The 21,655-nt window shown below is 59.9% G+C and carries 15 protein-coding genes and 2 tRNA genes; 12 read left to right on the top strand and 5 right to left on the bottom strand.

Translation table 11 applies throughout. The features are described 5' to 3' along the window. Positions 1-184 precede the first annotated feature (184 nt). The 3 genes from ACZZ0B_RS23435 to ACZZ0B_RS23425 all read left to right on the top strand — a co-directional run bounded on the left by ACZZ0B_RS23435 (position 185) and on the right by ACZZ0B_RS23425 (position 4,790). Positions 185-1,372 carry an ATP phosphoribosyltransferase regulatory subunit gene (locus ACZZ0B_RS23435; protein ID WP_007915833.1) on the top strand — a complete coding sequence of 396 codons (1,188 nt, stop codon included), beginning with the start codon at positions 185-187 and terminating at the stop codon, positions 1,370-1,372. A 54-nt stretch (positions 1,373-1,426) separates the two neighbouring features. Continuing rightward, positions 1,427-2,716, top strand: a complete 1,290-nt coding sequence (locus tag ACZZ0B_RS23430) for an adenylosuccinate synthase (RefSeq protein WP_027921980.1) — start codon at positions 1,427-1,429, stop codon at positions 2,714-2,716. A gap of 139 nt (positions 2,717-2,855) precedes the next feature. Then, positions 2,856-4,790 (top strand): methyl-accepting chemotaxis protein, encoded by a 1,935-nt coding sequence (locus tag ACZZ0B_RS23425; RefSeq protein ID WP_008078326.1) that lies wholly within the window; start codon positions 2,856-2,858, stop codon positions 4,788-4,790. 71 nt (positions 4,791-4,861) lie between these two features. On the opposite strand, the gene ACZZ0B_RS23420 is transcribed toward ACZZ0B_RS23425, so the two are convergent. From ACZZ0B_RS23420 to ACZZ0B_RS23400, 5 genes are all read right to left on the bottom strand, one after another. Continuing rightward, the gene (locus ACZZ0B_RS23420) at positions 4,862-6,427 is read right to left on the bottom strand and encodes an ABC transporter permease (RefSeq protein WP_463546345.1); all 1,566 of its coding nucleotides are present in this window, start codon (positions 6,425-6,427) and stop codon (positions 4,862-4,864) included. Continuing rightward, complete coding sequence (locus tag ACZZ0B_RS23415) at positions 6,427-7,437, bottom strand: extracellular solute-binding protein (RefSeq protein ID WP_134175845.1); 1,011 nt, start codon at positions 7,435-7,437, stop codon at positions 6,427-6,429. The genes ACZZ0B_RS23420 and ACZZ0B_RS23415 overlap by 1 nt, the downstream gene beginning before the upstream one ends. A gap of 61 nt (positions 7,438-7,498) precedes the next feature. Next, on the bottom strand, positions 7,499-7,690 hold the full coding sequence (locus ACZZ0B_RS23410) for a hypothetical protein (RefSeq protein WP_008078319.1): 192 nt from the start codon (positions 7,688-7,690) through the stop codon (positions 7,499-7,501). A gap of 22 nt (positions 7,691-7,712) precedes the next feature. After that, a tRNA-Leu gene (locus ACZZ0B_RS23405) sits at positions 7,713-7,799 on the bottom strand. Between the two features lie 181 nt (positions 7,800-7,980). After that, a tRNA-Leu gene (locus ACZZ0B_RS23400) sits at positions 7,981-8,067 on the bottom strand. A 226-nt stretch (positions 8,068-8,293) separates the two neighbouring features. Between ACZZ0B_RS23400 and rnr the strand changes: the two genes are divergently transcribed. The 9 genes from rnr (at position 8,294) to ACZZ0B_RS23355 (ending at position 21,626) form a co-directional block, all read left to right on the top strand. Then, positions 8,294-10,924: a ribonuclease R gene (gene rnr, locus ACZZ0B_RS23395; RefSeq protein WP_401244615.1), complete on the top strand. Its 2,631-nt coding sequence runs from the start codon at positions 8,294-8,296 to the stop codon at positions 10,922-10,924. Continuing rightward, positions 10,921-11,685 carry a 23S rRNA (guanosine(2251)-2'-O)-methyltransferase RlmB gene (gene rlmB / locus ACZZ0B_RS23390; protein WP_440094909.1) on the top strand — a complete coding sequence of 255 codons (765 nt, stop codon included), beginning with the start codon at positions 10,921-10,923 and terminating at the stop codon, positions 11,683-11,685. Before rnr ends, rlmB begins: the two co-directional genes overlap by 4 nt. Before the next feature lie 276 nt (positions 11,686-11,961). Next, the gene (gene rpsF, locus ACZZ0B_RS23385) at positions 11,962-12,384 is read left to right on the top strand and encodes a 30S ribosomal protein S6 (RefSeq protein WP_003236224.1); all 423 of its coding nucleotides are present in this window, start codon (positions 11,962-11,964) and stop codon (positions 12,382-12,384) included. 28 nt (positions 12,385-12,412) lie between these two features. Further along, positions 12,413-12,643, top strand: a complete 231-nt coding sequence (rpsR, locus tag ACZZ0B_RS23380) for a 30S ribosomal protein S18 (RefSeq protein ID WP_002551829.1) — start codon at positions 12,413-12,415, stop codon at positions 12,641-12,643. Positions 12,644-12,679: 36 nt separating this feature from the next. Further along, entirely contained in the window at positions 12,680-13,573 is an 894-nt protein-coding gene (locus tag ACZZ0B_RS23375; RefSeq protein WP_008078309.1) for a hypothetical protein, read from the top strand. An 18-nt stretch (positions 13,574-13,591) separates the two neighbouring features. Beyond that, positions 13,592-14,038 (top strand): 50S ribosomal protein L9, encoded by a 447-nt coding sequence (gene rplI / locus ACZZ0B_RS23370; protein ID WP_008078307.1) that lies wholly within the window; start codon positions 13,592-13,594, stop codon positions 14,036-14,038. A 120-nt stretch (positions 14,039-14,158) separates the two neighbouring features. Then, positions 14,159-15,556 carry a replicative DNA helicase gene (gene dnaB / locus ACZZ0B_RS23365; protein WP_008078305.1) on the top strand — a complete coding sequence of 466 codons (1,398 nt, stop codon included), beginning with the start codon at positions 14,159-14,161 and terminating at the stop codon, positions 15,554-15,556. A gap of 187 nt (positions 15,557-15,743) precedes the next feature. Beyond that, the gene (locus ACZZ0B_RS23360; protein ID WP_045122956.1) at positions 15,744-18,056 is read left to right on the top strand and encodes a YgiQ family radical SAM protein; all 2,313 of its coding nucleotides are present in this window, start codon (positions 15,744-15,746) and stop codon (positions 18,054-18,056) included. Between the two features lie 294 nt (positions 18,057-18,350). Next, entirely contained in the window at positions 18,351-21,626 is a 3,276-nt protein-coding gene (locus ACZZ0B_RS23355; protein ID WP_463546344.1) for a transglutaminase family protein, read from the top strand. The last annotated feature ends 29 nt before the right edge of the window (positions 21,627-21,655 follow it).

Below are 21,655 nucleotides of genomic sequence, written 5' to 3'. Positions count from 1 at the left end.
GTTTTTTGTTGCAGGCATCGGGTTGAATGGCCCGAGAGTATTTCGAGGAAAGTGATGGGCGAAGCCGGTAACAGGCCTTTCGCCGCGTCGTTCATGCGCGTGCGTTTTGAACGGATCGGTCATTTTCTGCTTCACTCAAGGCTCGCCCGCAGGCTGGCCGCCCGGATCAAAGGGGAATGGCGTAATGGCAACGGTAGACCGCTGGCTGCTGCCAGATGGCATCGAAGAAGTACTGCCACCGGAAGCGGCGCGCATTGAAGTCGCGCGTCGTCAGGTGTTGGATCTGTTCCAGAGCTGGGGTTACGAGTTTGTCGTGACTCCCCATATCGAGTACCTGGAATCCCTGCTGACCGGCGCGGGCCAGGACCTGGATCTGCGTACCTTCAAGGTCATCGACCCGCAATCGGGCCGGCAGATGGGTTTCCGTGCCGACATCACGCCGCAAGTGGCGCGCATTGATGCGCACACCCTGCGTCGCGAAGGCCCGAGCCGTCTGTGCTACGCCGGCAGCGTGCTGCATGCGCAGCCGCGGGCATTGTCGTCCTCGCGCAGCCCGATCCAGTTGGGCGCCGAGCTTTACGGCGACGCCAGCCCGAGCAGCGACGTTGAAGTTATCAGCCTGATGCTGGCCATGTTGCAACTGGCCGATGTGCCGGATGTACACATGGACCTCGGTCATGTCGGTATCTACCGTGGTCTGGCGCGTGCTGCCGGTCTGTCCGGTGAAGTCGAGCAGCAGTTGTTCGATGCGTTGCAACGCAAGGCCATCGACGAGGTCATTACCTTGACCGAAGGCCTGCCGGCCGACCTGTCCGGCATGTTGCGTGCGCTGGTTGATCTGTGCGGCGGCCGTGAAGTGTTGAGCGCTGCGCGCGAGCGTCTGGCCAATGCGCCGGCGCCGGTGCTGGCGGCACTGGAAGATTTGCTGGCCATCGCCGAGCGTCTGTCGGCGCGTTTCCCGGAGCTGCCGCTGTACTTTGATCTGGGCGAATTGCGTGGCTACCACTACCACACCGGTGTGGTGTTCGCGGTGTTCGTGCCGGGCGTGGGCCAGTCCATCGCTCAGGGCGGTCGCTACGACGACATCGGCGCGGATTTTGGTCGCGCCCGTCCGGCGACAGGCTTCTCCACCGATTTGAAAACCCTGGTGACCCTGGGGCGTGCTGAGATCGAGCTACCGTCTGGCGGTATCTGGATGCCTGACAGTACGGATGCGGCACTCTGGCAGCAGGTTTGCCAGTTGCGCAGTGAGGGTCAGCGTGTCGTTCAGGCTTTGCCTGGGCAACCTTTGGCCGCCGCCCGTGATGCGGACTGCGACCGGCAATTGATTCAGCAGAACGGGCTTTGGCAAGTATCGCCACTGGCTTCTTGAGTTTTCCTGCCGGCCATCGCCGGCACCAAGTTTGCGCGAATGAGGACAAGTGTTATGGGTAAGAATGTCGTAGTCCTGGGCACCCAATGGGGTGATGAGGGCAAAGGCAAGATCGTTGATCTGCTGACCGAACATGCTGCCGCCGTAGTGCGCTACCAAGGTGGCCACAACGCTGGTCACACATTGGTGATCGACGGCGAAAAAACCGTCCTGCACCTGATCCCGTCGGGCGTGCTGCGCGAAGGCGTGCAGTGCCTGATCGGCAACGGCGTGGTGGTTGCACCTGACGCCCTGCTGCGCGAGATCACCAAGCTGGAAGAGAAAGGCGTACCGGTGCGCGAGCGTCTGCGTATCAGCCCGTCCTGCCCGCTGATCCTGTCCTTCCACGTGGCGCTGGACCAGGCCCGTGAAAAGGCCCGTGGCGAGCTGAAGATCGGTACCACCGGTCGCGGCATCGGCCCGGCATACGAAGACAAGGTCGCTCGTCGTGGCCTGCGTGTCGGCGACCTGCTGAACATGCCGCGCTTTGAAGACAAGTTGCGTGAACTGGTGGATTACCACAACTTCATGCTGGTCGGTTACTACAAAGAGCCGGCCATCGAGTTCGAAAAGACCCTGGCCGAGTGCAAGGAATACGCTGAGCTGCTCAAGCCGCTGATGCTCGACGTCACTGCCGAGCTGCACGACCTGCGTCGCGCCGGCAAGGACATCATGTTCGAAGGCGCCCAGGGTTCGTTGCTCGACATCGACCACGGTACCTACCCGTACGTGACCAGCTCCAACACCACCGCCGGTGGCGTGGCGACTGGTTCGGGCGTTGGCCCGATGTTCCTGGACTACATCCTGGGCATCACCAAGGCTTACACCACTCGCGTCGGTTCTGGCCCGTTCCCGACTGAGCTGTTCGACGAAGTCGGCGCACACTTGGCCAAGCAAGGTCACGAGTTCGGTGCTACCACCGGCCGTGCCCGTCGTTGCGGCTGGTTCGACGCCGTTATCCTGCGTCGCGCGATCGATGTAAACAGCATCTCGGGCATCTGCCTGACCAAGCTGGACGTACTCGACGGCCTGGAAACCATCAACATCTGCGTCGGCTACAAAGACGCGCAAGGCAACGCCGTTGCTCCGACCGACGCTGACAGCTACGTAGGCCTGCAGCCTGTGTACGAAGAAGTGCCGGGCTGGACCGAATCGACCGTGGGCGCCAAGACCCTGGAAGAGCTGCCAGCTAACGCTCGTGCCTACATCAAACGCGTCGAAGAGTTGATCGGCGCACCGATCGACATTATTTCGACGGGCCCGGACCGCAACGAAACCATCGTTCTGCGCCATCCGTTCGCTTGATAAGTCGTTGATGTAAAAAACAAAGGCCCCTTAATCGGGGCCTTTGTCGTTTATGCCTGTTGGACGGCATGACCTTTGCTGTGAATCTTCCTACAAGAGTGCCATCAAATTAATGGCGTCAGAAGTAGAGGTATTCACAGTGTCGGCCGTTCTCTCACTGTTACAAAGCCGTTTGTTGCGCCCGGTATTCGTTACCCTTGGTATCGCTCTTTTGGTGCAAGTGTTGGTGGCCGTCGCCCTGACACGGAGCACCGTCACGGCGCTGGAAGCGGATTTGGCTGTGCGCCTCGGCGCCGACAGCCAGAAACTCTCGGGCGAGTTGGAGCAGGCGGGGCGTGAAGTCACGTCGAGTCTCGACGCCCTGTCCGCCAGCACCCGTCAGCGCCTGACCGCTGGTCTGTCTTCGCGGCTGAAGGACGAGCAGGCGCAACTGCGTACGACATTGGAAAAGGATCTGAAGGATTCGGCCAATGACATGGCGCAGTTGCTGGCCTCTGTCGCACCGCGCGCCATGTGGGACAGCGACGTGCCGACCTTGTCTGAATTCGCCCGCCGGGCCCAGCGTAATCCCAATGTGCTGTTCGTGGTCTACGACGACGCCACCGGCCAGCACTTGACCCGTTATCTCAATCGCGAAAACCCGATCAACAAGGCCTTGCTGGAAAAAGGCCAGGGCGAGCGTGCGCTGGATAAAGTGCTGGATGCGGCGAAAAACGATCCGTCGGTCTACTACCTCGAAGCCTCGATCAACCCCAATGGCGTGGAAATCGGCAAGGTGCTGATGGGCGTTTCCACGGCCTCGGTGGAAACTGATCTGGCAGCGCTGGACAAACGTTTCTCGGCGCTGATCGCCAGCAGCGATCAACTGGTCGGCGACAGCCTCAAAGGCGCTGCAGCGGACAGCGCCACGGCGATGCAAGCGCGTCTGCAATCGGCGCAATCCACCGCCGCCGAGATGAAGGCCAATACCGCGAGCACGGTGCAAGAAGCAGCGGCGACCCTGCGCTGGAGAATCGGCTTGGGCCTGGCGCTGGTTGGCTGCGGTGTGCTGCTGTTGTTGGCTGTGGTGTTGGGCCATCGCGTGGTCAATCGCCTGAAGATGCTCAATGCCGCGATGGATGACCTGGCGGCGGGCGAGGGTGATCTGACCAAGCGTGTGCAGATCAACAGCAAGGACGAAATCGGCGACATGGCCGCGGCGGTCAATCGCTTTGTGGATAAGTTGCAGCCGATCGTGCGCGAGGCGGGCGATGTCGCGCAGCGCACCGGCGTCGAAATTGGCGCAATGACTCTGCGCAATGCCGGTGCCGATGCGGCGGCCGGGATGCAGCGTGACGAAGTGGCGGAAAGCCTGCGCGCGCTGTCGCAAATGGCTGATGAGGCGCAATCGGAAAGCCATGCCATGCAAGCGGCGCTGAAGCAGGTGGTGGATATTCGTCAGGCCACGGATGAGAACACGCGCACGTCGGCCAAGGTCGGCGGCTTGATTGAGGCGTTGGCTGGGCAGGTCGACACTGGAGCGAAAGTCATCCAGCGACTGGCGCAGCAGAGTGAACAGATTGAAGTGGTGCTGACGGTGATCCACGGGATCGCCGAGCAGACCAATTTGCTGGCACTGAACGCGGCAATTGAAGCAGCGCGCGCGGGTGAAACCGGGCGTGGGTTCGCGGTAGTGGCGGATGAGGTGCGTGCGTTGGCGAGCAAGACGCAAAGTTCTACCGGCGATATTCAGGCGCACATCGTCGCTTTGCAGCAGGGTGCGCGTGAGGCGGTCGAGGCGATCGGTCAGGCCGGGCGTCAGGCCAGCGAAGGTTTGCTGGTGTTGCGTGACAGCGCGCGGTTGCAGCAATCGGTGCAGACGTCGGTCGAGCAGGTGCACGCGGCGATTGGCCTGGCGACGCAGGCTGCAGCGCATCAGGCGCAGGGTGCGCAGGCGGTGCGCGGGCGAGTCGAGACGATTCATGCGCAGGCCGAGAAGGCGGCGCAGGCGGTCGTGGAAACCACGGCGAGTGGCAAGGTGTTGGATGGTTTGGCTGCACAGCTGAAAGCCAGTCTGGGGCAGTTCAGGGCTTAAGATCAAAAGATCGCAGCCTGCGGCAGCTCCTACATTAATCCCATGTAGGAGCTGCCGCAGGCTGCGATCTTTTAGCGGCTCAGATACATCCGCGTCGTCAACAGATAAACCGGTAACCCGGACACCAAAATCAACAACGCCGCATAAGGCGCCGCCGCCGCAAACTCGACATTCGCAGTATGCGCCCACACCTCGGTCGCCAGCGTATTAAGCCCGGTCGGACTCAACAGCAACGTCGCCGTCAATTCCTTCATTGCATCGAGAAACACTAGCGCAAACGCCGCGCCCAATGCCGGGAAAATAATCGGCAACGTCACCCGACAAAACGCCGTAAACGACGAAGCGCCCAGCGTCCGTGCAGCCTCTTCAAGCTGCGGCGCAGCCTTGTTCAGTGCAGTACGAATCGGTGCCTGCGCCAGCGGCAGAAACAGCAGCGCATAAGCGATCAGCAACAACCCCGAAGTCTGATACAACGCCGGCACGTAATGCAGGGCGAAATACACCAGCGTCAGCGCAATCACCAAGCCCGGCAGCGCATGCAACAGGTACGGCAGACGCTCAGCCCAAATCGCTAATTGGCCTTTGTAACGTACCACCAGCAAACCCACCGGCACTGCCAGCACCAGACACAGCGCCGCGCCGCCCAGCGACAACGCCAGCGACGACAGCAATGCTTCGGTGATCGCCGCTACCGGAAAGGCTGCCGACGAACCCACCGCCAGCCAGTACGCCAGCATCCCCAGCGGAATCCCGCTGCCGACAATCGCCAGCGCCAGACAATACAACTGACCCAGCGAAGCCCAGCGCCCCAATCGAACCTGTTCAGCCTGACGCGCCGCGCCTTGGCCGGTGCGCACGTGCCGGCCTTTGCCGCGCACACGCAGCTCCAGCCACAACAACACCAGGCACAGCGCCAGCAGCACCGCAGAAAGCATCGCCGCGTTGGCGTTACTGAATTCCAGTTCGAACTGTTGATAGATCGCGGTAGTGAACGTTTGCAGGCCGATGATCGACAGCGCGCCGAACTCCACCAGCATGTGCAAGGCAATCAACAGCGAACCGGCCAACAACGACGGCCAAAGCAGCGGCAGGGTGACGCGGAAAAACACCCCCCAGCGATTCTGCCCCAGCGTGCGGGCAGACTCTTCAAGCGACGGATCAAGATTGCGCAGGGTTGCCGCTACCGGCAGAAAGATCAGCGGGTATTTCGACAGGCTCATGACCAGAATCGCCCCGCCCAGCCCTTCGAACTGCGCGCTCAGCGAAACCCAGGTGAAACTGCTGACAAATGCCGGCACTGCGAACGGAAGGCACAGAATCACGCCCCATAGACGCCGGCCCGGCAAATTGCTGCGTTCCAGCAGCCAGGCGAGCGACAGACCAATCACGCCGCAGGTGAGGGTTACGCCAACCATCAATGCCAAGGTATTGCTTAGCAGGCCGAACACATACGGGCGCCACAACAAATGCAGAGCCTCGGCCCAGCCGGCCTGCCAGGCTTTCAGTCCGACGTAGGCGAGCGGCAACAAGCTCAGTACCACCAGCAGCAACACCGGCAGTACCAGCCAGATCGACGGCCGCTTGCGCTTTGGTACGTAACCCCCGCGCGCGGCGGGGGCGGATAACGATGCGGCCATCAGTTCAAGCCAACTTCACGTTCCAGTTCCAGCGCTTCTTCGGCATTGCCCAGGTCGGCCGGCGTTACGTTCGGTGCTTCCAGTTCGCTGAACGGCTTGAGCCCGCGATCCGATTCCATGCCTTTGTGCAGCGGGTATTCGGCGGTGGTCTGAGTGATCACGCGCTGACCTTCTTCGCTGGCCATGTAGGCAAGAAATTGCTGGGCTTCTTTTGGATGTTTGCTGGATTTCAGCACGGCAGCACTGGATACGGTGATCAAACCACCGACGTCGCCGCCAGTGAAGTAATGCAGTTTCGAGTCGAGTTTGCCTTTCTCGCGTTGCAGGGCGAACCAGTAGTAGTTGTTCACCAGCACGGTAGCGACTTCGCCGTTTTCCACGGCTTTGAGGGCGACCATGTTGTTGCTGTAGGTCTTGCCGAACGCGCGCAGGCCCGTCAGCCATTCTTCGGCGGCGTCGCGACCGTGCATCTTTATGATGGCTACGGCCTGTTCCTGGAATGCGCCGCTGGTCGGTACGAAGCCGACTTTGCCTTGCCACTGCGGATCAGAGAATTCCATCACCGATTTCGGCAAGTCTTTTTCATCGACCAGTTTCGGGTTGTAGGCAACCACGCGAACGCGCGCCGTCACGCCGATCCAGGTGCCGTTGCCGGCGACGTATTTTTCCGGAAGCACAGCCAAAGTGGCGTCATCGGTTTTTGCCAGCAGGCCGAGTTCGCCGAGATTGTTCAGTGGCGGCGATTCTTCGGTGTAGATCACGTCGGCGGGGGAGCGGTCGCCCTCTTCGATGACCTGGCTGGCGAGCTGGTTGCTGCTGCCTTTGCGGACATTGACGTGAATGCCGGTCTTGGCTTCGAAGGCTTTGGCGATCGCGTCGCCGACTTCCTTGTGCTGGCCGTTATAGAGAGTCAGGGAAACCGCATCGGCAGCCTGGGTGAGGGGAGTGGCGAGCGCCAGGCCGAGGAGGGTGAAGGTCAGGCCTCGGCGCAGGGTATTTCGAAACGTCATTCGCAGGGTTCCTCACTGTCGCATTGCAAAAACTTGCAACAATGATAAACGATATTGTTTCTCAAGTGCGCCTTGCGAGAGGCTCTGCGTTCATGTAGGAGCTGCCGAAGGCTGCGATCTTTTGATCTTGTTTTTGGGCAATCACAAGCAAGATCAAGAGATCGCAGCCTTCGGCAGCTCCTACAGTGGGATTCTGGTTTTCTGGAAGGCAGAAACGCAAAAACCCGCTTTCGCGGGTTTTTGTGAAATCCATGGTCGTAACCTTGGATTTGAATTGGTGCCCAGAAGAAGACTCGAACTTCCACGACCTTGCGGTCACCAGCACCTGAAGCTGGCGTGTCTACCAATTTCACCATCTGGGCAATCATCGCTAGCGTTGCCGCTGTTGATGTGGCGCACTATACGGAGCGTCTTTTGATCTGTAAACCCCTGATTTAATTTTAATAAATCAGTTTTAAGAAAACCTGGGCTTAGAATGCAAAAAACCCGCTTTCGCGGGTTTTTGTGTGAGCCTTGAAACTGATCTAGTCTCAATCTCGAAATTGGTGCCCAGAAGAAGACTCGAACTTCCACGACCGTAAGGTCACCAGCACCTGAAGCTGGCGTGTCTACCAATTTCACCATCTGGGCAGTATCGGCAACGCTTGTGCGTCGTCGATGGCGCGCACTATACGGAGCGTCTTTTTAACTGTAAACCCCTCTCAGCAAAAAACATGATTTTTTTTACCGGCGGTGTTCAAAACGGCTTCCAAGTGACGCTGCAGGCCCTGATATGGGCCTTATAGAGTCGGAAATTTCCCGTTTCATGGCGCCTATGCCAAACTAACCCGCATATAGACAAGGTGAAAACTCTCTAATGGCCGATTGGCAGTCCCTCGATCCCGAGGCCGCTCGTGAAGCGGAAAAATATGAAAACCCTATTCCTAGCCGCGAACTGATCCTGGCGCACCTCGCCGATCGGGGTTCGCCTGCTGCCCGCGAGCAACTGGTCGAAGAGTTCGGTCTGACCACCGAAGACCAGATCGAAGCCCTGCGCCGCCGTCTGCGCGCCATGGAGCGCGACGCACAACTGATCTACACCCGTCGTGGTACCTACGCGCCGGTCGACAAGCTTGACCTGATCCTCGGTCGCATCAGCGGTCACCGTGACGGTTTCGGCTTCCTGGTGCCGGACGACGGCAGCGATGACCTGTTCATGAGCCCGGCGCAAATGCGTCTGGTGTTCGACGGTGATCGTGCGCTGGCCCGTGTTTCCGGTCTTGACCGTCGTGGTCGCCGCGAAGGCGTGATCGTCGAAGTCGTGTCGCGTGCTCACGAAACCATCGTCGGTCGCTACTTTGAAGAAGGCGGCATTGGTTTCGTCGTTGCCGACAACCCGAAGATCCAGCAAGAAGTGCTGGTCACGCCGGGCCGCAACGCCAACGCGCAGATCGGTCAGTTCGTCGAGGTGAAAATCACCCACTGGCCGACGCCGCGCTTCCAGCCGCAAGGCGACGTGGTCGAAGTGGTCGGCAACTACATGGCGCCGGGCATGGAAATCGATGTCGCCCTGCGCACCTACGACATTCCGCACGTCTGGCCTGAAGCCGTACTGAAAGAAGCGGCCAAGCTCAAGCCGGAAGTCGAAGAAAAAGACAAAGAGAAGCGCGTCGACCTACGCCATCTGCCGTTCGTCACCATTGACGGCGAAGATGCCCGCGACTTCGACGATGCTGTTTATTGCGAAGCCAAACCGGGCAAGCTGCGCCTGTTCTCCGGCGGCTGGAAGTTGTACGTGGCGATTGCCGACGTTTCCAGCTACGTGAAAATCGGTTCGGCGCTGGACAACGAAGCGCAAGTGCGCGGCAACTCGGTGTATTTCCCCGAGCGCGTGGTGCCGATGCTGCCTGAGCAGTTGTCCAACGGCCTGTGCTCGCTGAACCCACACGTCGATCGTCTGGCCATGGTTTGCGAGATGACCATCTCCAAATCCGGCGAAATGACCGACTACTGCTTCTATGAAGCGGTGATCCACTCCCACGCTCGCCTGACGTACAACAAAGTCAGCGCGATGCTGGAAACGCCGAAAATCACCGAGGCGCGTCAGCTTCGCGGTGAGTACAACGACGTTCTGCCGCACCTCAAGCAGCTGTATGCGCTGTACAAGGTTCTGTTGGCTGCTCGTCACGTACGTGGCGCGATCGATTTCGAAACGCAGGAAACCCGGATCATCTTCGGTACCGAGCGCAAGATTGCCGAAATCCGTCCGACCACCCGTAACGATGCGCACAAGCTGATCGAAGAATGCATGCTGGCGGCCAACGTGGCCACCGCCGAATTCCTCAAGAAGCACGAAATTCCGGCGCTGTACCGCGTCCACGATGGCCCGCCACCGGAGCGTCTGGAAAAACTCCGTGCCTTCCTTGGTGAGCTCGGTCTGTCCCTGCATAAAGGCAAGGACGGCCCGTCGCCGAAGGACTACCAGGCATTGCTGGCGAGCATCAAGGATCGTCCGGATTTCCACCTGATCCAGACTGTAATGCTGCGTTCGCTGAGCCAAGCGGTGTACAGCGCTGACAATCAGGGCCACTTCGGCCTGAATTACGAAGCCTATACCCACTTCACCTCGCCGATCCGTCGTTACCCGGATTTGCTCACGCACCGCGCGATCCGCAGCGTGATCCATTCGAAACAGGACACCCCGCACGTTCGCCGTGCCGGTGCGATGACCATTCCGAAAGCGCGTATCTATCCGTACGACGAAGCGGCGCTGGAGCAGCTCGGCGAGCAGTGCTCGATGAGCGAGCGCCGTGCCGATGAAGCGACCCGCGACGTGGTGAACTGGCTCAAGTGCGAGTTCATGAAGGATCGCGTGGGCGAGTCGTTCCCTGGCGTGATCACGGCGGTGACCGGTTTTGGTCTGTTCGTCGAACTGACTGATATCTACGTCGAAGGCCTGGTGCACGTCACCGCGCTGCCGGGCGATTACTACCACTTCGATCCTGTGCATCACCGCTTGGCGGGCGAGCGCACCGGTCGTAGCTTCCGTCTCGGCGATACCGTTGAAGTGCGCGTCATGCGCGTTGACCTCGACGAGCGCAAGATCGACTTCGAGATGGCCGAAAAAACCATCAGCGCGCCGATCGGTCGCAAAAAGCGTGGTGCTGAAACTGCTGCGCCAGCCGCGAAGGAAAAAGCCGAAGCGGCTCCTGCAAAAACCGCAGGTCGCCGTCCAGCGAAAGAGAAAGCTCCTGAAGCCTATCGTCCAAGCGACGCTGTGGCGAAAAACGCCGAGCTGCGTAAAAGCCGTGAAATGAAGAAGGCTCTGCTTTCCGACGCCAAAAACGGTGGTAAAGCGGCGCCTGGGGGAAAGACCGGGCGGTCGGCGCCTGAAAAGGCCTCCGGCGGCAAGCCAGCAAAACCGAGCAAACATCGTAAAGGCCCGCCAAAAGCGGGTTCTGCTCCAGCCAAAAGTGGCGGGGCACGTAAACCGAAGGCGAAGTCATGAGTCAGTTGGAAAAAATCTACGGCGTTCACGCGGTAGAAGCGTTGCTGCGTCACCACCCGAAGCGCGTCAAGCAGATCTGGCTGGCGGAAAGCCGCAACGATCCGCGCGTGCAGACGCTGGTTGAGCTGGCCAACGAAAACCGTGTCCAGGTCGGTCAGGCCGAGCGCCGCGAGATGGACGCCTGGGTTGAAGGCGTTCACCAGGGCGTGGTCGCGGAGGTCAGTCCGAGCCAGGTCTGGGGCGAAGCGATGCTCGATGAGTTGCTCGATCGCACCGACGGCGCACCGTTGCTGCTGGTGCTCGACGGCGTGACCGATCCGCACAACCTCGGTGCCTGCCTGCGCTCGGCCGATGCGGCCGGTGCGCTGGCGGTGATCGTGCCGAAAGACAAGTCGGCAACCTTGACTCCGGTGGTGCGTAAAGTCGCTTGCGGCGCGGCGGAAGTGATTCCGTTGGTCGCTGTAACCAACCTGGCGCGTACGCTGGAAAAACTTCAGCAGCGCGGTCTGTGGGTTGTCGGCACGGCAGGCGAAGCTGAAGTCAGCATTTACGACCAGGATCTGACGGGCCCGACCATTCTGATCATGGGCGCCGAAGGCAAAGGCATGCGTCGCCTGACTCGCGAGCACTGTGACTATCTGGTGAAACTGCCGATGGCCGGTAGCGTCAGCAGCCTCAACGTCTCGGTCGCCACCGGCGTGTGCCTGTTCGAAGCCCAGCGCCAACGCGGCGCCAAGGCCAAGACCGCCACCAAGAAATAACCCCCCTGTAGGAGCTGCCGAAGGCTGCGATCTGTTGATCTTGTCTTTAAAAGCAAAATCAAAAGATCGCAGCCTTCGGCAGCTCCTACAGCTGTTCTTTGGTGATTGTTCAAATAATCACCAATTGCCTTGCACCTCTCCTGTCCCTTCTCTACAATTGCGCCCCTTGCTGTGACGGCAGGCACGCATGTGCCCCGCGCCAGCAAGTCCATAAGTGTCATTCACTCCTTGTCTGACCGTTTTTGAGCGGCAGGCTACAACCCGTAAGGAGCATTCATGCGTCATTACGAAATCATCTTTTTGGTCCACCCGGATCAAAGCGAGCAAGTCGGCGGCATGGTTGAGCGTTACACCAAGCTGATCGAAGAAGACGGCGGCAAAATCCACCGTCTGGAAGATTGGGGCCGTCGTCAACTGGCCTACGCAATCAACAATGTTCACAAGGCTCACTACGTGATGCTGAACGTTGAGTGCACTGGCAAGGCCCTGGCCGAGCTGGAAGACAACTTCCGCTACAACGATGCAGTGATCCGTAACCTGGTCATCCGTCGCGAAGAAGCCGTTACCGGCCAATCCGAGATGCTCAAGGCTGAAGAAAACCGCAGTGAGCGCCGTGAGCGTCGCGACCGTCCTGAGCACGAAGGCGCTGATAGCGCTGATAGTGATGACAGCGACAACAGCGATAACGCTGACGAGTAATCCACGGACCTTTTAAGGAGCCTATCAAATGGCACGTTTCTTCCGTCGTCGTAAATTCTGCCGCTTCACCGCTGAAGACGTGAAGGAGATCGATTACAAAGATCTCAACACTCTGAAAGCCTACGTATCCGAGACCGGCAAAATCGTTCCAAGCCGCATCACCGGTACCAAAGCTCGTTATCAGCGTCAGCTGGCCACCGCTATCAAGCGCGCCCGCTTCCTGGCCCTGCTGGCCTACACCGACAGCCACGGCCGCTGAGACCGGGCAGTCGACAAGTAGCAAAGGATTGAATGCATGCGTGCCTTAGCTGAGTTCATCATGCGCGGCCGCATGCAGGCCACTCTTGTAGTGGCCGGATGTGCAACATTGCCGTTGTTGTATTGGTTGGGCGCTGCCGCCGGGAGCCTTGTGCTGCTGCGGCGCGGATTGACGGACGCTCTTGGCGTTCTGTCCCTGGGACTGCTGCCGGCCTTGGTCTGGTGGTTGTACGCCGATGATCCACGGGCACTTCTGGTGCTGCTGGGGTCTTCGGGACTTGCGTTGGTTTTGCGCGCAAGTGAATCCTGGGTTCGCACGCTGCTGGTCAGCGTGGCGGTAGGGGTGGTGTTTTCGGTGGTGCTCGGGGCAGCGTTTGCAGCCCAGATCGAGATGCTCGCGCAAGCCTTGATAAAGGTCATGCCTGCGCTTCTCGGTGAGACCTACAAGCAATTGTCGGTTGAAGAGCAAGCGCGTTTCGCGTCCCTGATTGCGCCAGTCCTGACCGGACTGATTGCGGCTTTGTTGCAGATCGTCAGCGTGCTGAGCCTGATTGTCGGGCGTCATTGGCAGGCGTTGTTGTACAACCCGGGTGGTTTTGGTCGCGAGTTTCGCGCCATCCGGATCCCGCTGGGGCCGGCGATGTTACTGCTGGCGTTGATGCTTCTGGGCCCGAATCTCGGTGCACAGATGGCCATGTTGACGCCGTTGTGCAGTGTACCGCTGGTGTTCGCCGGACTGGCCCTGATTCACGGGCTGGTCGGGCAGAAGCGACTGGCCGGGTTCTGGCTGGTGGGGTTGTACGTCACGCTGTTGCTGTTCATGCAGCTGATCTATCCGTTGCTCGTGGTCTTGGCCATTGTCGACAGCCTGATTGATTTTCGCGGTCGTCACGTGTCGAAAGACACCGACAGCGCGAACGGTGAAGGTTAAAAGTTAGAGGATTTTCACATGCAACTGATCCTTCTGGAAAAAGTCACCAACCTGGGCAACCTGGGTGACAAAGTAAACGTTAAGGCCGGTTACGGTCGTAACTACCTGCTGCCTTACGGCAAAGCTACCGCCGCGACCCCAGCGAACATCGCTGCGTTCGAAGAGCGTCGTGCCGAGCTGGAAAAAGCTGCTGCAGACCGTAAAGCATCGGCTGAAAGCCGTGCTGCCCAACTGGCCGAGCTGGAAGTGACCATCACTGCCACCGCTGGCGACGAAGGCAAGCTGTTCGGTTCGATCGGTACTCACGACATCGCTGACGCACTGACCGCCTCCGGCGTTGAAGTTGCGAAAAGCGAAGTTCGTCTGCCGAACGGCACCATCCGCAACGTAGGTGAATTCGACGTGGCTGTGCACCTGCACGCCGAAGTTGAAGCCACCGTACGCGTTGTCGTGGTAGCAGCTTAAGCAACACCTGATCGGCTGGCGGCTTGTCCGTCAGACGGTTAACATCGGGCACGATCCTGTTTACAGGTCGTGCCCTTTGTCTTTCTGAACTCCCTGTTTTTCCAAACAACACAAGTGGCCATGAACGATATCTCCGCTCCCGAGCAATACGATCTGCAAACCGCTGCCCTGAAGGTGCCGCCGCATTCCATCGAGGCCGAACAGGCCGTACTCGGTGGTCTGATGCTGGACAACAACGCCTGGGAACGCGTGCTCGATCAAGTCTCCGACGGCGATTTCTATCGACATGACCACCGCCTGATCTTCCGTGCGATCGCCAAGCTGGCCGATCAGAACTCGCCGATCGACGTCGTGACCCTTGCCGAACAATTGGACAAGGAAGGTCAGACCTCGCAAGTCGGCGGTCTCGGTTACCTCGGCGAACTGGCGAAAAACACGCCGTCCGTCGCCAACATCAAGGCCTATGCGCAGATCGTCCGCCAGCGTGCGACGTTGCGCCAACTGATCGGTATCAGCACCGAGATCGCCGACAGCGCCTTCAACCCGGAAGGGCGCACCGCCGAGGAAATCCTCGACGAAGCCGAACGGCAGATCTTCGCAATTGCCGAGGCCCGGCCGAAAACCGGTGGCCCGGTAGGCGTGAACGATTTGCTGACCAAGGCCATCGATCGCATCGACACGCTGTTCAACACTGACAACGCGATTACCGGCCTGTCCACTGGCTACACCGATCTCGACGAGAAAACCAGTGGCCTGCAGCCGGCTGACTTGATCATCGTCGCCGGTCGTCCATCGATGGGTAAAACCACCTTCGCGATGAACCTGGTGGAAAACGCCGTACTGCGCAGCGACAAGGCCGTTCTGGTGTATTCCCTCGAGATGCCAGGCGAATCGCTGGTCATGCGTATGCTCTCCTCGCTGGGCCGCATCGACCAGACCAAGGTGCGTTCCGGCCAACTGGAAGACGACGACTGGCCGCGGCTGACCTCGGCGGTCAACCTGCTCAATGACCGCAAACTGTTCATCGACGACACGGCTGGTATCAGCCCGTCGGAAATGCGTGCGCGGACCCGGCGTCTGGCGCGTGAACACGGCGAGATCGGCCTGATCATGATCGACTACCTGCAGTTGATGCAGATTCCGGGCTCCGGTGGCGACAACCGGACCAACGAGATTTCGGAAATCTCGCGTTCCTTGAAAGCCCTGGCCAAGGAATTCAACTGCCCGGTGGTGGCGCTGTCCCAGCTCAACCGTTCCTTGGAGCAGCGGCCGAACAAACGTCCAATCAACTCCGACCTCCGGGAATCCGGAGCGATCGAGCAGGATGCTGACGTGATCATGTTCGTGTACCGGGACGAGGTTTATCACCCGGAGACCGAGCATAAAGGTATTGCCGAAATCATCATCGGCAAGCAGCGGAACGGGCCGATCGGCTTTATCCGCCTGGCGTTTATCGGTAAGTACACCCGTTTCGAAAACCTTGCGCCGGGCAGCTATAACTTCGACGACGACGAGTAATTTAGCGTCCTGAAGGGCCCCATCGCTGGCAAGCCAGCTCCCACAGGGATCGCATCGGTCCTGTGGGAGCTGGCTTGCCAGCGATAGGGTCGCCACCAATTTCCGACTACAGCCGTCGGAATTGGTCAAAATTTGTGCTATATTCCGCGCCCGCGAAATTCAATGAAAGCCAACACCGGTTATCGACATGCAAGCAGCCAAGCCGTTATTTGACTATCCAAAGTACTGGGCCGAATGTTTCGGGCCAGCGCCATTCCTGCCGATGAGCAGGGAGGAGATGGATCAGCTTGGCTGGGATTCCTGCGACATCATCATCGTCACCGGTGATGCCTACGTCGATCACCCGTCGTTCGGCATGGCGATCATCGGCCGGCTGCTGGAGTCGCAAGGCTTCCGCGTCGGGATCATTGCCCAGCCAAACTGGCAGTCCAAAGACGACTTCATGAAGCTCGGCGAGCCGAACCTGTTCTTCGGCGTCGCGGCCGGTAATATGGACTCGATGATCAACCGCTACACCGCCGACAAGAAAATCCGTTCCGACGACGCCTATACCCCAGGCGGTATGGCCGGCAAACGTCCGGATCGCGCGAGCCTGGTCTACAGCCAGCGCTGCAAAGAGGCCTACAAAAACGTGCCGATCGTCCTCGGCGGCATTGAAGCTTCCCTGCGTCGTATCGCCCACTACGACTATTGGCAGGATCGTGTGCGTAACTCGATCCTGATCGACGCCTGCGCCGACATTCTGCTGTACGGCAACGCCGAGCGCGCGATTGTCGAAGTCGCCCAGCGTCTGTCCTACGGACACAAAATCGAAGACATCACCGACGTGCGCGGCACCGCGTTCATTCGTCGCGATACGCCGAAAGACTGGTACGAAGTCGACTCGACGCGCATCGATCGTCCGGGCAAGGTCGACAAGATCATCAACCCGTACGTGAACACCCAGGACACCCAGGCCTGCGCCATCGAGCAGGAAAAAGGTCCGGTTGAAGATCCGCAGGAAGCCAAGGTCGTACAGATCCTGGCCAGCCCGCGCATGACCCGCGACAAGACCGTGATTCGTCTGCCGTCGGTTGAAAAAGTGCGTGGCGACGCCGTTCTGTATGCCCACGCCAACCGCGTGTTGCACCTGGAAACCAACCCGGGCAACGCCCGTGCGCTGGTGCAGAAGCACGGCGAAGTCGACGTCTGGTTCAATCCGCCGCCGATTCCGATGACCACCGAAGAAATGGACTACGTGTTCGGCATGCCTTACGCCCGTGTTCCGCACCCGGCGTACGGCAAGGAGAAGATCCCGGCCTACGACATGATCCGTTTCTCGGTGAACATCATGCGTGGCTGTTTCGGTGGCTGCACCTTCTGCTCGATCACCGAGCACGAGGGCCGGATCATCCAGAACCGTTCCGAAGAATCGATCATTCGCGAGATCGAAGAGATTCGCGACAAGGTCCCGGGCTTCACCGGCGTCATCTCCGACCTCGGCGGCCCGACCGCGAACATGTACCGCATCGCCTGCAAGACGCCGGAAATCGAATCGGCGTGCCGCAAGCCATCCTGCGTGTTCCCGGGCATCTGCCCGAACCTGAACACCGACCACTCGTCGCTGATTCAGCTGTACCGCAGCGCCCGTGCGTTGCCGGGTGTGAAGAAGATTCTGATTGCCTCCGGCCTGCGTTACGACCTCGCGGTCGAGTCGCCGGAGTACGTCAAAGAGCTGGTGACCCACCACGTCGGCGGTTACCTGAAGATCGCCCCGGAACACACCGAGGAAGGTCCGCTCAACCAGATGATGAAACCGGGCATTGGCAGCTATGACAAGTTCAAGCGCATGTTCGAGAAGTACACCAAGGAAGCGGGCAAAGAGCAGTACCTGATTCCGTACTTCATCGCCGCCCACCCGGGCACCACCGACGAAGACATGATGAACCTCGCTCTGTGGCTCAAGGGCAACGGCTTCCGCGCCGACCAGGTGCAGGCGTTCTACCCGTCGCCGATGGCCACCGCCACCGCGATGTACCACTCGGGCAAGAACCCGCTGCGCAAAGTCACTTACAAGAGTGACGCGGTGACCATCGTCAAGAGCGAAGAGCAGCGTCGTCTGCACAAGGCGTTCTTGCGTTATCACGACCCGAAAGGCTGGCCGATGCTGCGTGAAGCGCTGATCCGCATGGGTCGCGCCGACTTGATCGGTTCGGGCAAGGATCAGTTGATCCCGACGCACCAGCCGACCACCGACAGCTACCAGAGCGCCCGTCGCAAGAACTCGACGCCGGCCGGCAGCCATAAAGTGGCGAAGGAAGGCAAAGAGAAGACCACCAAGATCCTCACCCAGCACACCGGCTTGCCGCCACGTGCCAGTGATGGTGGTAATCCTTGGGACAAGCGTGAACAGGCCAAGGCCGCGGCGTTTGCCCGCAACCAGCAGGCGGCCAAGGAACGTAAGGACGCCGCGAAAGGCAAAGGGCCGAAGCCGACCCGCAAGCCGGTCGTACCGCGCTAAGTTGCTTTTTAGCTGAACAGAACGCCAACCTTCGGGTTGGCGTTTTTTTTTGAGTCAAAAGATCGCAGCCTGCGGCAGTTCCTACAGTGGGATTCGCGTTTCCCTGTAGGAGCTGCCGCAGGCTGCGATCTTTTGATCTTCGCCACATTTAGGCGCAACTTCGCCCAACCATTTCCCCGCATCGCCCGATTTTGGTGCTGTACTGCCCTGAGCATTCCGGGAAAGCGCCCAAGCCTCTGCATGGCATAAGTCTTGCGCGCTTTCGAATACGCTTAGGCTCGCAGGAGGCACGCCGTGTCGATTCATGTCGCATTGCATCACGTCACGCATTACCGCTACGACCGCGCTGTCGAACTCGGCCCGCAGATCGTTCGCCTGCGCCCGGCCGCCCACAGCCGCACGCGGATTTTGTCGTATGCGCTGAAAGTCTCGCCCGAGCAGCATTTCATCAACTGGCAGCAAGACCCGCAGGGCAACTACCTCGCGCGGCTGGTGTTCCCGGAGAAAACCGATGAATTGCGCATCGAAGTCGATCTGCTGGCCGAAATGGCCGTGTTCAATCCCTTCGACTTCTTCCTCGAACCCTACGCCGAGAAAATCCCCTTTGCCTACGCCGCCGATGAACGCAAGGAACTGGCGCCGTACCTCGAAACCCTGCCGCTGACACCAAAATTCAAAGCCTATCTGGACGCCATCGACCGCACGCCGCTGCCGGCAGTGGACTTCCTTGTGGCGCTCAATCAGCGCCTGAGCGAAGACATTGGCTACCTGATTCGTATGGAGCCCGGCGTGCAAACCCCGGAGCACACTCTCGAACATGCGTCCGGCTCGTGCCGCGACTCGGCGTGGTTGCTGGTGCAATTGCTGCGCAACCTCGGCTTGGCTGCGCGATTTGTCTCCGGCTATCTGATTCAACTGACGGCCGACGTGAAAAGTCTCGACGGGCCGTCCGGCACCGACGTGGATTTCACCGACCTGCACGCCTGGTGTGAGGTGTACTTGCCGGGTGCTGGCTGGATTGGTCTGGACGCCACGTCCGGGTTGTTCGCCGGTGAAGGGCATATCCCGTTGGCCTGTAGTCCCGATCCGTCCTCGGCGGCGCCAATCAGTGGCTTGGTCGAACCGTGCGAATGCGTGTTCAGCCACGAAATGTCGGTGGAACGAATATGGGAGGCGCCGCGCGTCACCAAGCCTTACACCGATGAGCAATGGCTGGCGATTCAGGCACTGGGCCGGCAGATCGATGCCGATCTACTGGCAGACGACGTACGCCTGACCATGGGCGGCGAGCCGACTTTCGTCTCTATCGATGACCCCGATGGCGCCGAGTGGAACACCGCTGCATTGGGTGACGATAAACGCCGGCTCTCCGCCGAACTGTTCCAGCGCATGCGCAAGCACTACGCGCCGGAGGGCCTGGTGCATTTCGGTCAGGGCAAGTGGTATCCCGGCGAGCAACTGCCGCGCTGGTCGCTCAATTGCTATTGGCGCCGCGACGGCATACCGATCTGGCACAACGACGCGCTGATTGCTGACGAACAACAGGATTACGGTGCCACGGGTGAGTTGGCCGGGCGTTTTCTCGCCAGTGTCGCCGAACGCCTGAAACTGCCTACACGCTTTGTGTTTCCGGCCTACGAAGACAACTTCTATTACCTCTGGCGCGAGGGCACGTTGCCGAGCAACGTCAGTGCCGAAGATTCACGTCTGGAGGAACCGCTGGAGCGTGCACGCCTGCGCAAAGTCTTCAGTCAGGGCCTGAACAAGGTGATCGGCCAAGTGCTGCCGTTAGCGCGCACAGCCAAGGGCGATCAATGGCAAAGCGGCCGCTGGTATCTGCGCGATGAGCACTGCCGTTTAGTGCCAGGGGATTCGCCACTGGGCTATCGCCTGCCGCTCGGTTCGCAGCCGTGGGTAAAGGCCGCCGAATACCCGTTTATTCACCCTCAAGATCCGAATCAGGACTTTCCCGAACTGCCGCAAACCGCGCAGCTCAACCGTCACGGCGAACCGGCGCTGGTTGACGAGCGGGCCCCGAAGATCGACGAATCCGCCGACTGGCTGACCCGCACCGCGTTCTGTGCCGAAGCCCGCGAGGGGCGGTTGTACCTGTTCATGCCGCCGCTGGAGCGGGTCGAAGACTATCTGGAACTGGTGGCGGCCATCGAGGCCACCGCCGAAGAACTGCATTGTCCGGTACTGCTGGAAGGCTACGAGCCGACGAGCGACCCGCGCCTGAGCAACTTCCGCATCACCCCGGACCCTGGCGTGATCGAGGTCAACGTGCAGCCGTCGGCGACCTGGGACGAGTTGGTCGAGCGCACCGAATTCCTCTATGAAGAAGCGCGGCAGACGCGGCTCACCACCGAGAAGTTCATGATCGACGGCCGCCACACCGGTACCGGCGGCGGTAACCACTTTGTGCTCGGTGGCGCGACGCCGGCGGATTCACCGTTTCTGCGCCGCCCTGATCTGCTGCGCAGCCTGATCAGTTACTGGCACAACCATCCATCGCTGTCGTATCTGTTTTCAGGCCTGTTCATCGGTCCGACATCGCAGGCACCGCGCGTTGACGAGGCGCGCAATGACGCGCTGTATGAACTGGAAATCGCTTTCGCGCAGATGCCCGAACCGGGCGAGGAGTGCGCGCCGTGGCTGGTCGATCGACTGCTGCGCAATTTGCTGATCGACGTCACTGGCAACACTCATCGCGCCGAGTTCTGCATCGACAAACTGTATTCGCCGGACGGCGCCACCGGGCGTCTCGGCTTGCTGGAGTTGCGCGCATTCGAAATGCCGCCGCATGCGCGCATGAGCCTGGCTCAACAGTTATTGCTGCGGGCGTTGGTCGCACGGTTCTGGCGTGAACCTTATGCGCCGCCGAAACTGGCGCGCTGGGGCACCGAGCTGCACGATCGCTTCTTGTTGCCGCACTTTATCGAGCAGGATTTCGCTGACGTTATCGTCGAACTGAACAATGCCGGTTATCCGCTGCGGGCGGAATGGTTCGCCGCGCACCTGGAGTTTCGGTTCCCCAAGGTTGGCGATTACGCCGTAAACGGCATTGAACTGGAACTGCGTCAGGCGCTGGAGCCCTGGCATGTATTGGGTGAGGAGGGCGCGGCAGGTGGCACGGTGCGTTATGTCGATTCATCGCTGGAGCGCTTGCAGGTCAAGGTCAAAGGGCTGCCGCCGCAGCGTTATCTGCTGACCTGTAATGGCGTCGCGGTGCCGTTGCACCCGAGCGGGCGCGTCGGTGAATTCGTCGCCGGTGTGCGTTACCGCGCCTGGCAACCAGCCAACTGTCTGCAACCGACGATACCTGTCCACGCACCGCTGGTGTTCGACCTGCTCGATACCTGGATGGGACGCTCGCTGGGCGGCTGTCAGTACCATGTCGCTCATCCCGGCGGGCGTAATTACGAGACGTTGCCGGTCAATGCCAACGAAGCGGAGAGCCGGCGCATGGCGCGATTCTTCCGTGTCGGACACACGCCAGGGAAACTTCCTATACCGAACGTGGAAATCAGTGACGAACTGCCGATGACAATCGATTTACGACGTTTCTAAGGCCTACACGACATGCGGATTTTTCGTCT

It is taken from the genome of Pseudomonas sp. AC247, from assembly GCF_979258015.1.
The sequence above is the reverse complement of the archived record's forward strand: the minus strand, read 5'-3'. Positions and strand labels throughout refer to the sequence as shown.

Bases quoted from the DNA above. Each gene is read 5' to 3' on its own strand.
- ACZZ0B_RS23420 (WP_463546345.1), bottom strand. From the start codon at position 6,427: ATGGCCGCATCGTTATCCGCCCCCGCCGCGCGCGGGGGTTACGTACCA.
- ACZZ0B_RS23430 (WP_027921980.1), top strand. From the start codon at position 1,427: ATGGGTAAGAATGTCGTAGTCCTGGGCACCCAATGGGGTGATGAGGGC.
- dnaB (WP_008078305.1), top strand. From the start codon at position 14,159: ATGAACGATATCTCCGCTCCCGAGCAATACGATCTGCAAACCGCTGCC.
- ACZZ0B_RS23435 (WP_007915833.1), top strand. From the start codon at position 185: ATGGCAACGGTAGACCGCTGGCTGCTGCCAGATGGCATCGAAGAAGTA.
- rpsF (WP_003236224.1), top strand. From the start codon at position 11,962: ATGCGTCATTACGAAATCATCTTTTTGGTCCACCCGGATCAAAGCGAG.
- rpsR (WP_002551829.1), top strand. From the start codon at position 12,413: ATGGCACGTTTCTTCCGTCGTCGTAAATTCTGCCGCTTCACCGCTGAA.
- ACZZ0B_RS23410 (WP_008078319.1), bottom strand. From the start codon at position 7,690: ATGGATTTCACAAAAACCCGCGAAAGCGGGTTTTTGCGTTTCTGCCTT.
- ACZZ0B_RS23375 (WP_008078309.1), top strand. From the start codon at position 12,680: ATGCGTGCCTTAGCTGAGTTCATCATGCGCGGCCGCATGCAGGCCACT.
- rnr (WP_401244615.1), top strand. From the start codon at position 8,294: ATGGCCGATTGGCAGTCCCTCGATCCCGAGGCCGCTCGTGAAGCGGAA.
- rlmB (WP_440094909.1), top strand. From the start codon at position 10,921: ATGAGTCAGTTGGAAAAAATCTACGGCGTTCACGCGGTAGAAGCGTTG.
- ACZZ0B_RS23360 (WP_045122956.1), top strand. From the start codon at position 15,744: ATGCAAGCAGCCAAGCCGTTATTTGACTATCCAAAGTACTGGGCCGAA.
- ACZZ0B_RS23415 (WP_134175845.1), bottom strand. From the start codon at position 7,437: ATGACGTTTCGAAATACCCTGCGCCGAGGCCTGACCTTCACCCTCCTC.
- rplI (WP_008078307.1), top strand. From the start codon at position 13,592: ATGCAACTGATCCTTCTGGAAAAAGTCACCAACCTGGGCAACCTGGGT.